The 12,767-nt window shown below is 73.1% G+C and carries 12 protein-coding genes; 6 read left to right on the plus strand and 6 right to left on the minus strand.

Annotation, left to right across the window (positions count from 1 at the left end; all coding sequences use genetic code 11):
* Positions 1–61 precede the first annotated feature (61 nt).
* Both LCN96_RS50220 and LCN96_RS50225 read left to right on the plus strand, forming a co-directional pair.
* Positions 62–607, plus strand: coding sequence for an RNA polymerase sigma factor (locus LCN96_RS50220; protein ID WP_225269463.1), 546 nt, complete (start codon positions 62–64; stop codon positions 605–607).
* On the plus strand, positions 604–1,257 hold the full coding sequence (locus tag LCN96_RS50225; RefSeq protein ID WP_225269464.1) for a hypothetical protein: 654 nt from the start codon (positions 604–606) through the stop codon (positions 1,255–1,257). Before LCN96_RS50220 ends, LCN96_RS50225 begins: the two co-directional genes overlap by 4 nt.
* Before the next feature lie 53 nt (positions 1,258–1,310).
* Here the strand turns inward: LCN96_RS50225 and LCN96_RS50230 are convergent, their stop codons facing one another.
* Together LCN96_RS50230 and LCN96_RS50235 are read right to left on the minus strand one after the other, a co-directional pair.
* Entirely contained in the window at positions 1,311–2,486 is a 1,176-nt protein-coding gene (locus tag LCN96_RS50230) for an ROK family protein (RefSeq protein WP_225269465.1), read from the minus strand.
* 79 nt (positions 2,487–2,565) lie between these two features.
* Positions 2,566–3,741, minus strand: coding sequence for an FIST signal transduction protein (locus LCN96_RS50235; protein WP_225276238.1), 1,176 nt, complete (start codon positions 3,739–3,741; stop codon positions 2,566–2,568).
* Between the two features lie 198 nt (positions 3,742–3,939).
* Here LCN96_RS50235 and LCN96_RS50240 point away from each other — a divergent pair, with 198 nt between their 5' ends.
* The 3 genes from LCN96_RS50240 to LCN96_RS50250 all read left to right on the plus strand — a co-directional run bounded on the left by LCN96_RS50240 (position 3,940) and on the right by LCN96_RS50250 (position 8,190).
* Entirely contained in the window at positions 3,940–5,304 is a 1,365-nt protein-coding gene (locus tag LCN96_RS50240; protein WP_225269466.1) for a sigma 54-interacting transcriptional regulator, read from the plus strand.
* 63 nt (positions 5,305–5,367) lie between these two features.
* A complete protein-coding gene (locus LCN96_RS50245; protein WP_225269467.1) occupies positions 5,368–6,096 on the plus strand; it encodes a hypothetical protein in 729 nt (242 codons plus the stop codon).
* A 42-nt stretch (positions 6,097–6,138) separates the two neighbouring features.
* Positions 6,139–8,190: a vWA domain-containing protein gene (locus LCN96_RS50250; protein ID WP_225269468.1), complete on the plus strand. Its 2,052-nt coding sequence runs from the start codon at positions 6,139–6,141 to the stop codon at positions 8,188–8,190.
* Between the two features lie 115 nt (positions 8,191–8,305).
* Here LCN96_RS50250 and LCN96_RS50255 read toward each other — a convergent pair whose 3' ends face one another.
* On the minus strand, positions 8,306–8,749 hold the full coding sequence (locus tag LCN96_RS50255; protein WP_311132652.1) for a barstar family protein: 444 nt from the start codon (positions 8,747–8,749) through the stop codon (positions 8,306–8,308).
* A 36-nt stretch (positions 8,750–8,785) separates the two neighbouring features.
* Positions 8,786–9,427, minus strand: a complete 642-nt coding sequence (locus LCN96_RS50260; protein ID WP_225269469.1) for a hypothetical protein — start codon at positions 9,425–9,427, stop codon at positions 8,786–8,788.
* 85 nt (positions 9,428–9,512) lie between these two features.
* Here LCN96_RS50260 and LCN96_RS50265 point away from each other — a divergent pair, with 85 nt between their 5' ends.
* Positions 9,513–10,382 carry a GNAT family N-acetyltransferase gene (locus LCN96_RS50265; protein WP_225269470.1) on the plus strand — a complete coding sequence of 290 codons (870 nt, stop codon included), beginning with the start codon at positions 9,513–9,515 and terminating at the stop codon, positions 10,380–10,382.
* Between the two features lie 129 nt (positions 10,383–10,511).
* Here the strand turns inward: LCN96_RS50265 and LCN96_RS50270 are convergent, their stop codons facing one another.
* Positions 10,512–11,663: a serine hydrolase domain-containing protein gene (locus LCN96_RS50270; protein ID WP_225269471.1), complete on the minus strand. Its 1,152-nt coding sequence runs from the start codon at positions 11,661–11,663 to the stop codon at positions 10,512–10,514.
* A 134-nt stretch (positions 11,664–11,797) separates the two neighbouring features.
* Entirely contained in the window at positions 11,798–12,760 is a 963-nt protein-coding gene (locus LCN96_RS50275) for a quinone oxidoreductase family protein (RefSeq protein ID WP_225269472.1), read from the minus strand.
* Between the last annotated feature and the right edge of the window lie 7 nt (positions 12,761–12,767).

Raw genomic sequence — 12,767 nt, forward strand, 5'->3', positions numbered from 1 at the left:
CGCTTCGCGCCGCCCGGTCCAAGAACAGGCGTAAGGGCGAACGACGAAGGGAGCGGGGCCGGTGCGCCTCCATGAAGACCCTGCGGCCTTTGAGGCCTTCTATCGCCGCCACGTCGATGCCGTGCTGAGGTTCGTGACCCGGCGGGTGAGTGATCCTCACCTCGCCGCCGATCTGACGGCGGACATCTTCCTGGCGGTCCTGGACTCCGCGCAGACGTACCGGCCGGGGCGCGGCAGCGAGGTCGCCTGGCTGTACGGCATCGCGCGCAACGTCGTGTCGGCCCAGTACCGCAGGGCCACGCGCGAGGCGCGGGCGACCGGCCGCCTGGCCGGGCGCCGCCTGATGGACGACGACGACCTCGTCCGGATGGAGGAGCGGATCGACGCCGAGCGCCGGATGCGCAGCGCTCTGGAGGCCATGCGGGGCCTGCCGGAGGGTGAGCGGGCGGTGCTGGAGCTGGTGGCGATCGACCAGCTCACCGTCACCGAGGCGGCGCAGGCGCTGGGCATCAGGCAGGTCACCGCGCGGGTCCGGCTGCACAGGGCCAGGCGTGCCCTCGGCCACTTCACCTCGCCCTCGGCCGTGTATCTGGAAGGAAAGGCATGAGCGACTTCGAAGATCGCCTTCTCGGTGCACTCAAGGAAGAGATCGCGACGAGGAAGGCGGACGACAGGATGACGACGGTGACACCGGCCCGGGACGGCTCCCGGCGGCGGATCGTGGGGCTGTCCGCCGCGGTGGCGGGGGTCGCGGCGGCCGCCACCGCGGTGGTGGCGGCCACCGGGGTGCTCGGCGGGCCCGCGTACGCGGTGACCAGGGACGCCGACGGCGGGGTCAGCGTGCGGATCCACGCGTTCACCGACCCTGGCGGGCTGGAGGCCGAGCTGGCCGAGGCCGGGGTCAGGGCCGTGGTGGACTACCTGCCGCAGGGGCAGACCTGCAAGCGGCCGCGCGGCACGCACGGGGGCGGCTCAGGGGAGTTCGCGGCGGGTATCGGGCGCGATGGCGACGGGATCGGCTTCGAGATCGAGAAGGGGCAGGTGCCGGAGGGCTCGACGCTGGTGCTGACCGTCTCCAAGAGCGAGGACGGGGACGATCGGCCGCCGTTCGCGACCACACTGGAGATCGTCGAGGGCGCGGTGGCGGACTGCGAGCCGGTCTCCATGCCCGTTCCGGGTGAAGGCGACGGGTCGGGCTTCGACACGAGCACGGACGAGGAGGGGCAGGGGCCGAGCCTCAACAGCAGGACCGGGTGAGCTTGGCGCACCCGCATCGCCCGGCGGCCCTCCCGAGCCGCCGGGCCTGTGCGTCAGGAGTCGCGGGCCGGCCAGTAGGTGTCGCCTGCCAGGAGCAGCGCCGCGGCGCCGATGAGGCCGGATTCCTGGCCGAGGGCGGCCGGCAGCAGCTTGACGCGGCGGGCGAAGCCGAGCCTGGCGTGCTCGCGCAGGGCCTCCTCCATGGGGCCGAACAGGGTTTCGCCCGCCTGGGACAGGCCGCCGCCGATCGTGATGACGTCGAGGTCGCACAGATGGGTGGCGGAGGCGATGGCCACGCCCAGCGCCCGTCCCGCGCGGCGCATCGCCCGTGAGGCGACGGCATCGCCCGCCCGCGCGTCGGCCGCCAGCTGGCGCGCCGTCACGGGGCGGTCCTCCGGGTACGCCCCGCCTACGGAAGCGTCGACCCCGGTGTCCTGGCTGGTCACACTTCGTGCGGTGAGCACGCCGCCGCCGTCCTCGGCCCGCGCCGGTCCGCCGTGCCGCTCCGCCACGGACCGGCCGCTTCCGACCGCCCCGGGCCGGCGCCCGTCGGTGCCGCTTCCCATCGCCTCGGGCCGGCGCCCGTCGGTGCCGCTTCCCATCGCCTCGGGCCGGCGCCCGTCCGTGCCGCGTCCCACCGCTCTCGGGACCCAGCCCTGCTCCAGGGCCCACGTGACCAGCGCCGGCCCTCGGGCGACGGCCTCCAGGCAGCCGTGCCCGCCGCAGCCGCACCGGGGGCCACCCGCCTGCTCGACCACCACGTGACCGATGTGCCCCGCGTTCCCGGTACGCCCGTGATGCAGCCGCCCGTTGAGGATCAGCCCGCCGCCGACCCCCGTCGACACGACCATGCCGAGCATGTCGTCGCTCCCCTGCCCGGCTCCCCGCCAGTGCTCGGCCACGGCCAGGCAGACCGCGTCGTTGTGGACCCGTACCGGCACGGAGGGGAATGTCGCGGCCAGCCGGGCGCGCAGCGGGAAGCCGCGCCAGCCTGGGATGTTCAGCGGCGACACCTCCCCGTCGGGCCAGCTCAGCGGCCCGCCGCAGCCCACGCCCACCCCGTCGCAGCGGCCGGCGAAGGGCGCCACGAGGTCGGCTAGCGCGCGCCACAGGGTCTCCGCGTCCGCGCCCTGCGGCGTCGCGGCCCGCCGGGGCTCGGTCACCGTGCCGTCTCCCGCGACCAGGCCGGCGGCCAGCTTGGTGCCTCCGACGTCGATGGCGAGGATCACGGGCGGCGGCCGGACGCGATCGGAGCCCGCCGGCGACGGCCGTCCATGACCACGGCCCGCCTGATGCGGCCGGACGCGATCACGGCCCGCCCGACGCGCTCGAGAACACCAGGACGGACGCGGTGAACCCGTGCACATGGTTGTGCCCCGCCACCGGTCCCACCTCCCCGGCCGCGAAGAACCCCGCCACCCCGATGGGCCCCAGCGTGTCGCGCAGGGCGACAGGATCGTGGTCGGCCGTGCCGAACATCGCCGACCCGCGCCCGTTGCAGGAGAACAGCAGCGCCCCGTCCACCTTCCCGAGCTCCTCGCGGTGGGCGTCCAGCAGGTCGTACAGGTCCTCGTCGGCGGTGGCCGCGTCACGGACCTGGAAGCGCACGGTCCTGCCGACCTCCACGATGTCGCCGATGGCCACGGCCTCGCGGTCCGGGTCGATGCCGATGACCCCCCTGATGAGGAAGTCGCCGCGCTCGTGGCGCTCGGCGTACTCGTCCATGGCCAGCCCGATCTGGAGCCCGGAGGCGACCAGCTCGCGGTCGTCCTCGTCCAGCTCGCTGACGATGTCCTCCAGCCTGGCAAGCGCGGGTTGCCCGGCCAGCTCCAGCAGCAGGTTCTCCTCGGAGGCGGTGACCACCATGCTGGGCCCGATCGGCCTGCAGCCCTGGCTGACCACCGTGCTGACCTTGATCGGCCCGCTCAGCAGCACGCCGATGGCCCCCTCGGTGTAGATCTCGCCGTCGGCGAACAGCCGTACGGATCCCCGTCCCTGGAGCCCGTTCGCCAGGCCGCCGATCAGCGGCAGGTCGCCCAGGACGTCGACCGAGCGCTCGACGAAGGCGTCGGTCGGGAAGCTGTACGGGTCGGCCAGCAGGATCGCCACGTGATCGTCGCCGCCGCGCTCCGGCAGCCCGACCACCACGAACCGGTCCTCGGCCGTCAGCGTCTCCAGGGCGAACGTGGTCAGCCTGGCCCCGTCCAGGGTCGCCGCCCACGCGCTCACGGCAGGTGTCAGCTCCACCCCTTGCCCGTCGCCGATCACCCCCGTGGCACTGCATCCGATCACGTGCGCCTCGGGCGCGAGCTTCATCGCGGCCTGCCCGGCGCGGGCGACGTCGTCGGGATCGTCACCGCAGATGAAGAAGCAGACCAGGTCTGCTTGGCCGCTGAGCCTCGACAGTGCCTGACCGACGGCGTTCTCCGCGGCCTCCACCAGGTCGGAACCCACGGCGAGGCCGTCGGCGAAGCGGCTTGTCATCAAGGCCACGGATCTCGCCTCCCTCGACATGTCCAAGTTCCCTAGGCCCGATTCTCCCCACTAAAGGGACAAGCACGCGCACGAACCGTCACGCAATAGTCAAGATCCGAAATCTCCGCCAGATGCGAAAGTCTCTGCCACATTGCTCGCAGGGGACGTAGTCTCGATCCCGTGCATCAGCCACGTATTCTCCGCGAGTTGCGAGAGAGCGGCCACGTTCATCGCACCGTCAAGGCCGAGATCCGGGAAAACCTGCTGGCCAGGCTGCGCGCGGGTGAGCCGCGCTTCCCCGGCATCGTGGGCTTCGACGACACCGTCCTGCCCCATCTGGAACGGGCCCTGCTCGCCGGGCACGATCTGGTCCTCCTCGGTGAGCGGGGCCAGGGCAAGACCCGGCTCATCCGCACCGTCACCGGGCTGCTCGACGAATGGACGCCGGTGGTCGAGGGCTGCGAGATCAACGACCACCCGTACGCGCCGGCCTGCACGCGCTGCCAGAAGCTGGCGCGCGAGCTGGGCGACGAGCTGCCGGTGGCGTGGAAGCACCGCGACGAGCGCTACGGCGAGAAGCTCGCCACGCCCGACACCTCCGTGGGCGACCTGATCGGCGACGTCGACCCCATCAAGATCGCCGAAGGGCGCACGCTGGGTGACCCCGAGACCGTGCACTACGGCCTGGTGCCGCGCACCAACCGGGGCGTCTTCTCCGTCAACGAGCTGCCCGACCTGGCCGAGCGCATCCAGGTGTCGCTGCTCAACGTGCTGGAGGAGCGCGACATCCAGGTGCGCGGCTACAACCTGCGCCTGCCCCTCGACATCCTGCTGATCGCCAGCGCCAACCCCGAGGACTACACCAACCGCGGCCGGATCATCACGCCGCTGAAGGACCGGTTCGGCGCCGAGATCCGCACCCACTACCCGCTGACCGTCGAGCACGAGCTCGCGCTCATCCGCCAGGAGTCCATGCCGGACATCGGGGCCGACGTGCCCGAGCACCTGGTCGAGGTGATCGCCCGCTTCACCCGGCTGGTCCGCGAGTCCACCGCCGTGGACGCCCGTTCCGGCGTGTCGGCCCGCTTCGCCATCGCCGCGGCCGAGACCGCGGCCGCCTCGGCCGTGCGCCGGGCGGCGATCGCCGGCGAGGAGCAGGCGGTCACCCGGGTCGTGGACCTGGCATGCGTGGTGCACAGCCTGCGGGGCAAGGTGGAGTTCGAGGTCAGCGAGGAGGGCAGGGAGACCGAGATCCTGGCCCACCTGCTGCGCCGGGCGACGGCCGAGACGTTCAGGAGCCGGCTGGGCGGCATGGACCTGTCGGCGCTGACCGACAAGTTCGCCGAGGGCAACCAGGTGGAGTCCGGCGAGCTGGTGCCCGCCGGTGAGCTGCTGCACCGCATCGGCCCCGTGGCCGGGCTGGCCAAGGTCATGTCGCGGCTGGGCATGGGCGCGGGCGAGGAGTCCCCCGGGCACGCGGCGGCGGCCTTGGAGTTCGCCCTGGAAGGGCTTTACCTGATGCGGCGGCTGTCCAAGGAAGACCTTGACGGGGTCAGCGTTTACCGGACGTGAACACATCGGCGGTCTTCCGCGTCAAAGTGGATAGCTGATCACTTTGTACGGGGGAGACCGTTCATGCGCCTGCTCGTCGCCTTCGCCACCGCCGCCGCCGCTGTTTCCCTGAGCGCGCCCGCCGAGGCGGCCACCGCCGTGTACGGCTTCGCCTGGGCCGACGGCAAGGGGCACCTGCGGATCGTGCCGAAGTCCGCCACCCGCGACAGCCGGGTGACGTACGTGCTGAAGTCCCTGCCCAAGGCCAAGGAGCTGCGGCTCGACCACACCAAGGCGGCGTACGGGCGGGTCACGGTCGCGTGCGACCTGAAGGAGACCGAGGGCCGGGTGTCCGTGGACGCCAAGGGCCTGGGGCGCACGGCGTGCAAGCCCCGCCACCTGGCCGACCAGCTCGGGCGCGGCCCGGTGGCCGTGCGCGTCGAGTACACCGGCGGCAGGGCCACCAGGGTCAACGAGATCCTGGTCGCCGACTGGGGCACCCCGCGCACGGCCCGCGGCACGATCGAGCGCGTCGGCGACACCGCCGTCCTGTTCGCCACCGGCGGCAAGACGATCAAGCTCGGGTACACGTACACGACGGCCTTCCACCGCACCACGGCCAGGTGCGGCGACGGCTGGCTGACCGGTGAGCCGGTGAACGCGGACAGGAACGGCCTGGGCAAGAAGCCGTGCGGGTGGACGCACCTCACCAAGGCCCTCAAGGGCACCCGCCACCCGGTGCTGGTGAGGGTCGACTACACCCCGGGCGTGAACGCGCTGAACGAGGTGTGGGAGGTCTTCGGCGACGCCTGAAACGACCCGCCGGGGGGTTTCTCGGGTTAGCGTGGGTTTGTGATGGCCTTTCGCTATGGCGAGTACCACGACGGCCCCGACCCCCTGGCTCCTCCGTACGACGTCAGGGCGGCGCTCGACGAGATGGGCGACGCCATCCTGTCGGGCTCGACGCCGGTCCACGCCCTGCGCGACCTGCTCAAGCGCGGCCTGCCCGGCACGCAGGAGCGGCGCGGGCTCGACGACATGCTCAGGGAGGTCCGCAAGCGCCGCCGCGACCTGCGCGAGCGCGGGCGGCTCGACGGCACGCTGGAGCGCGCCAGAGCCCTGCTGGACAAGGCGATCGGGCAGGAGCGGGCCGAGCTGTTCCCCGACCCGTCCGACGAGGCGCGGCTGCGGGAGGCGGGGCTCGACGCGCTGCCCGAGGACACGGCCAGCGCCATCCAGGAGCTGAGCACGTACGACTGGCGCTCGGCCGCGGCCCGTCAGACCTTCGAGGAGCTGCGCGACCTGCTGCGCAGGGAGGTCCTGGACAGCCAGTTCAAGGGGCTGCGCGACGCGCTGGCCAACCCGGACCCGCAGGCGATGGAACGCATCCGGCAGATGATGTCGGACCTGAACGACATGCTCGACAAGGACGCCAGGGGCGAGCACACCCAGGCCGACTTCGACGCCTTCATGGCCAGGCACGGCGACCTGTTCCCCGAGAAGCCGCGCAACCTGGAGGAGCTCGTCGACATCCTGGCCCGCCGCGCCGCCGCCACGCAGCGCATGCTGGCCTCGATGACCCCGCGCCAGCGCGAGGAGCTGAGCAACCTCATCAACCAGACCCTCGACCAGGCGGGCCTGTCCGACCAGATGCGCCGGCTCGGCGAGGCCCTCTACGCCCGCCGCCCCGACCTGGCCTGGAACGCCCCCGAGCGCCTGACCGGCGAGGAGCCCCTCGGCATGGGCGACGCCGTGACGGCCCTGGAGGAGCTGGCCGACCTCACCCAGCTGGAGACCGCCCTGCGCCAGGACTACCCGGGCGCGCGGCTGGACGACATCGACGAGGCCGCCGTACGCCGTGCGCTCGGCCGCTCCGCGGTGGACGACCTGGAGGCGCTCAAGCGCATCGAGCGGGAGCTGGAGGAGCAGGGTTACCTGCTGCGCCGCCGCGGCAAGCTGGAGCTCACCCCGAAGGCCGTGCGCCGCCTGGGCGAGACCGCGCTGCGCCGGGTCTTCTCCTCCCTCGACGCGGGCCGCCGCGGCGACCACGACCAGCACGACGCGGGCTCGGCCGGCGAGCTGACCGGCTCGTCGCGGCCGTGGCGGTTCGGTGACGAGCAGCCGATCGACGTGGTGCGCACGCTGGTGAACGGCGTGCGCGGCGGCGGCGTGGCCGTCGGCTCCCCGCGCGGCGGCGACGGGGCGCGTGTCGGGGACGGGGCGCGTGTCGGGGACGGGGCACGCGTCGGGGACGGGGCACGCGTCGGGGACGGGGCACGCGTCGGGGTGCGGCTGTCGGTGGACGACTTCGAGGTGGCCGAGACCGAACGGCGCAGCGCCGCGGCCGTCTGCCTGCTGGTGGACCTGTCGTACTCGATGGCCCTGCGCGGCACCTGGGCCGCCGCCAAGCAGACGGCGCTGGCCCTGCAGGCGCTGGTGGCCTCCAAGTTCCCGCAGGACGCCGTGCAGATCATCGGCTTCTCCAACTACGCCAGGGTGCTGCAGCCCGACGAGCTGGCGGGCCTCGACTGGGACATGGTCCAGGGCACGAACCTGCACCACGCCCTGCTCATCGCCGGCCGCCACCTCGACCGTCACCCGGACTTCGAGCCGGTGGTGCTGGTGGTCACCGACGGCGAGCCGACGGCGCACCTGATGCGCAACGGCCGGTCGGCGTTCGAGTGGCCGCCGTCGCACGAGACGCTGGAGCTGACGCTGGCCGAGGTGGACAAGATGACCAGGCGGCGGGCCACGATCAACGTCTTCATGCTGGCGGCGGACGACCGGCTCAAGGAGTTCGTGGACGAGGTGGCCCGCAGGAACGGCGGCCGGGTCTTCTCACCGAGCGCCGAACGGCTCGGCGAGTACGTGGTCAGCGACTTCCTGCGGCTGCGCCGGGCTCGCTGAGCACCGCCGGCGCACCCGACCACTCGGCGTCCGTCATCCGGGACCGGGCCCAGGCGGCCCGGTACGCGTACGAGTCGGGCCTGGTCCGCCCCGGCGACCCGCCGACCGGCTGAGCTCAGCGCAGCTCCACCTCGACGCGCGAGTCCGCCAGCGTGCCGAGCAGTTCCTCCATGGTGGTGGCGGCACCCCAGCACCGCAGATCGTACGGCGGCCGGTCGAAGCCGGGGACGAGGTGGCGCCGGGCCACGTCCGAGTCGTGCCACACGATCCGGAACGGCGGCTCGGCTCCCCATCGGCCTCTCAGGCAGTCGCCCAGGGCGGCGAGGTTCCAGCCGAAGTAGCCGCCGGGGCCGTTGATCGCCTCCCCGATCGCGCAGTGGAAGCCCTCGATGTCGGTGACGAAGCGGCCGTCGAGATGGTACGTGGTCCCGGCTGGCCGGTCGGGGGAGGCCCCGCGGTGGGTGGTCCCGGCGGGCGGGCCAGGAGAGGTCCGGCGGCGATGGTGGAGTGCCGCTCCCTCCCACTCGTGCCGCAGCCCGCGGTCGTAGCGGGCCCACAGGTTGCGGTGGGCGGGGCCGCCGGCGTACCAGAGGTCCTAGATCTCGCGGGCTCCGGACGGCATGGGACGGAACACGCCTTCGTCCAGCGCGATGTCGAGCAAGCCCTCGCCCAGCCGCGAGGGCCGTGCCCCCGTCACCTTGCCGGACACCGAGCTGAGGCTGCCGACCAGCCGCTCCCCCGCGCCGCCGAGGGCGTACACGGTGGCTCGGACCGCACGCCGCCTGACGGACGTGGCTTCGACGGCGGCGATCAGCGCGGGCTCGGGCAGACACCCCACGAGGGTCGCCGGCGGCCTGAGCGGCTCGGCCCGCTCGCGGAGGACGCCGCCGGCCTCCCGGCAACTCCCCAGCCACTCATCGTCCATCCCCGACAGCCGGAACCCCCGCCGCCCCTCCTCCACCCCTCCCCCCGCCTCGGACCCGACGCGCGCGAACCCCTGCAGATCGATGTCGACGAGCCCGGGCGCACCCGCCGACGGGAGCATGCCCAGCACCTGGACGTCCACGAGATCCACCGTGCACCAGCAAGGGGCGCCGTCGCCCGGACACCCGCGCCGCGCCGCCTGCCTCGCGTCGTGCACGGGAGTCACCCCGATCAGCGGCAGCCACGCCCCGCAGGCGCCACCGACCGCACCGGCCAGCGGCACCGCCCGTTCTCCGGCCCCACGCTGCTCCACCTCGCCTCCTCTCGGACATGATCAGCCCTGCGCCGGTCCGCGGGCAACGGGAGAGTGTCGGTGCCGGGTGGCAGACTCGCTCGCCATGGACGACGTCGTGCTGCTCAGAGACGTGACCGAAGCCGACCTGGAGGTACTGCTGGAGTACGAGCACGATCCGGAGGCCGTGCGGCGCTCCCGGTTCCCGCCACGGGAGCGGGAGGCGTTCATGCACCACTGGAAGACGCGGGTCCTCGGCGACCCGACCGGGCTCGTGCAGGCCGTCACGGTGGGAGGCGAGCTGGCGGGCAACCTGGTGGCCTGGTGGGAGGGCGATCGGCGCTTCATCGGCTACTGGTTGGGCCGGGCGTACTGGGGGCGCGGCGTCGGCACCCGGGCCCTGGGGCTCTTCCTGGAGAAGGAGCAGGTCCGGCCGCTGTACGCCGACCCCTTCCACGAGAACCTCGCGTCGGTGCGGTTGCTGGAGCGGCACGGGTTCGAGCGGACGGGGACGGTGTGGCACGACGAGGACGAGCACATCCTGCTGGTGCTGCACCCGTCACGGGAGCCGGGTGAGGCCGGCGGCCGCCGCACGGACGAGACCGCCGCGAGCCGGCGGGCCGCGCACGCCTACGTCGAGAGCGCCGAGCGTCGTGACTGGGAGTCCTTCGCCGCCCTGCTCGCCGAGGACGTGGTGTACGAGATGCCGCAGACCCGGGAGCGCATCCGCGGCAAGGCCGCCTTTGTGCAGTTCAACATGGACTATCCCGGTGACTGGCATCTGGAGGTGCGGCGCATCGTCGCGGACGGCCGTCGGGCCGCGGCCTGGTTGGCTGCCCGGGTCGGTGATGAGCGGCAGGACGCCTGCGTGTGGTTCGAGTTCTCGGGTGCGGGGCTGATCAGCCGGGTCACCGATTTCTGGCCCGAGCCGTACGAGCCGCCGGCCGGGCGTGAGCACCTCGTGGAGCGCTGGTAGCTCGTGGAGCGCTGGTAGGAGGACGCCCGCTGAGCGAAGTCTCGCCTCGAACGACACCCTGAGCCGGGTCCAGGCCGGTTTCTGCTCTTCTCCGTGGTGGCTGAGCACGCGCTCGACCTCAGGGCAAGGTCAACCCTCCCACCCGGCACTGAACCGCCAGAAGTCCCGCATCCACGGGTCGGGCGTCGGGTTGCCCATCGCGACTTGGGTGAGCAGGACGGCCACCGTCCCGGTGGACGGGACGAGGTGCGCCGTGGTGCCCGTGCCGCCGACCCATCCGTACCGTCCTGGGATGTTCCACGGCTCGGTGGGCGTGATGTCCACCGAACCCCCGAACCCCCACCCCTGCCCCTCCAGGAACAGCTCGCCGACCTTCCGCTGCGCCACGGTGGTGTGATCGCTGGTCATCAAGCGCACCGACTGGGCCGACAGGAGCCGCCGCCCGTCACCCGTGACGCCGCCGGCGAGCAGCATGCGGCCGAAGGCGAGCCAGTCGCGGGCGGTGCCCACCAGCCCGGCGCTGGCCAGCGGGAAGGCGGGCAGGCCGCTCCACTGACCGTCGGGCCCGTCGGCCTGCTCCAGCCCGCCGTCCCCGCCGGCGCGGTAGAGGGTGGTGAACCGGTCGCGCTCGGCCGCCGGGACCTCGAACGCCGTGTCCACCATGCCCAGCGGCTCGAACAGCCGCTCCCGCAGGAAGTCGGGCAACGACCGGCCGGCGACGCGCGAGATCAACACGCCCTGGAGTGTGGAGCAGGTGTCGTACAGGTACGCCTCGCCCGGCTGGTACAGCATCGGGACCTCGGCGAGCTCCGCCAGCCACACGTCCGCCGCCGGGAAGCTGCCCACCTCCCGGCCGTCCCGCTGCACCGCGAACAGCCGCCGCACCGCCGGCAGCGAGAAGTCGGACGCGAAGCCGTACCCGGCGGTGGAGGTGAGCAGGTCGTAGACGGTGATGGGCCGCGCGGCCGGGACCACGTCGTCGATCTCGCTGGACGGCGTCCGTACGACCATCGGCGCGGCGAGCTCCGGCAGCCAGGTGCGGATCGGCTCGTCGAGGGCGAGCAGACCGTCCTCCACCAGCATCATGACCGCCGCGGCGGCGATCGGCTTGGTGATCGAGGCGAACCGGAAGATCGAGTCCGCCGCCATCGGGGCGCCGCCGACGGCCAGCGAGCCCGCGACCGCCACCTCGACCTGATCGCCGCGCGCCACCAGCCCCACCGCGCCCGGCAGCGACCCGTCGTCCACATACCCCTGGAGAAGGCCCCGCAGGTCCGCCATCGTCGTGCTCCCCTCGTGCGTCGTCGGTGAGAAGACCGCCGCCGCACCCGGAACTCATCGCGCCGGCGAAGATCCGCGGCTGGGAAGGGCGTACCGCCGCCAGGGCTGTCCGTCGCGCAGGACGGCGCGGGCGATCAGCGCCGTCCCACGTCGAGCACCAGCTTGCCGGTCGTGCGCCCGGACTCGATCCGACGGTGCGCCTCCGCCGCCTGCTCCAGCCGCAGGGCCTCCACTCCCACCCGCAGTTCCCCGCTCGCGCCCCCGGCCACGGCCCGGCGCAGCGCCTGCCCCGCGTCCTCGGGGAACGCGGCGGAGAAGGCGGCCAGGTTGAACCCGGAGACCGTCTTGTTGGTCAGCCACAGCTCGTTGGCGGGGATGCCGACGTCCTCGGCGCCGGAGGCGTTGCCCAGCACGACCATCCGTCCCATCGGCGCCAGCAGGTCGAGGCTGGCCCGGCGTGACGCGCCACCGACCGTGTCCACCACGACGTCGAACCGCCCGGCCTCGGCCGCCTGCTCGCGCAGCACCACCTCGTCGTACCCGTACGCGCGGGCCGTCTCGATCTTGGCGGCACTGCCGACGGTGCCCACCACGCGACCGGCTCCCACCAGCCGCGCGGCCTGGCCGAGCTGGCTGCCCAGCCCTCCGGCGGCGGCGTGCACGAGCACGCTCTCCCCCGGCTCGATGCGGGCCACCCGGTCGAGCACCAGGAACGCCGTGGTGCTGTTGGACGGCAGCGCCGCCGCCACGCCCAGCTCCAGGTCGTAGCCGTCCAGCGGGGCCACCAGCGCGGCGGAGGTGACCACCACCTCGGCGTACCCGCCGCTGTCCACGATGGTCAGCGCGGCGACCGGCTGCCCCACCCGCAGCCCCTCGACGCCGTCGCCGAGCGCCCGGACGTGGCCGGACACCTCGATCCCCGGCACGAACGGCAGCGGCACGTCCGCCAGGCCCTGCCGGTAGAGGATCTCGGCGAAGTTCGCCCCCGCGTACGCCACGTCGATGGAGACCTGACCGGGGCCGGGCTCGGGGATCTCCACCTCGTCCAGCCGGAGCACGTCGGCGTCGCCGAATTCGGGAATCGTGATTGCCTTCATGCCGTCC

The organism is Nonomuraea gerenzanensis (assembly GCF_020215645.1).
GTDB lineage: Bacteria > Actinomycetota > Actinomycetes > Streptosporangiales > Streptosporangiaceae > Nonomuraea > Nonomuraea gerenzanensis.

What these genes read in the sequence shown, in the direction of transcription:
- LCN96_RS50225 (WP_225269464.1), top strand. Translation starts at nt 604, where the DNA reads ATGAGCGACTTCGAAGATCGCCTTCTCGGTGCACTCAAGGAAGAGATC.
- LCN96_RS50235 (WP_225276238.1), bottom strand. Translation starts at nt 3,741, where the DNA reads ATGACAAGCCGCTTCGCCGACGGCCTCGCCGTGGGTTCCGACCTGGTG.
- LCN96_RS50245 (WP_225269467.1), top strand. Translation starts at nt 5,368, where the DNA reads ATGCGCCTGCTCGTCGCCTTCGCCACCGCCGCCGCCGCTGTTTCCCTG.
- LCN96_RS50250 (WP_225269468.1), top strand. Translation starts at nt 6,139, where the DNA reads ATGGCCTTTCGCTATGGCGAGTACCACGACGGCCCCGACCCCCTGGCT.
- LCN96_RS50265 (WP_225269470.1), top strand. Translation starts at nt 9,513, where the DNA reads ATGGACGACGTCGTGCTGCTCAGAGACGTGACCGAAGCCGACCTGGAG.
- LCN96_RS50270 (WP_225269471.1), bottom strand. Translation starts at nt 11,663, where the DNA reads ATGGCGGACCTGCGGGGCCTTCTCCAGGGGTATGTGGACGACGGGTCG.
- LCN96_RS50275 (WP_225269472.1), bottom strand. Translation starts at nt 12,760, where the DNA reads ATGAAGGCAATCACGATTCCCGAATTCGGCGACGCCGACGTGCTCCGG.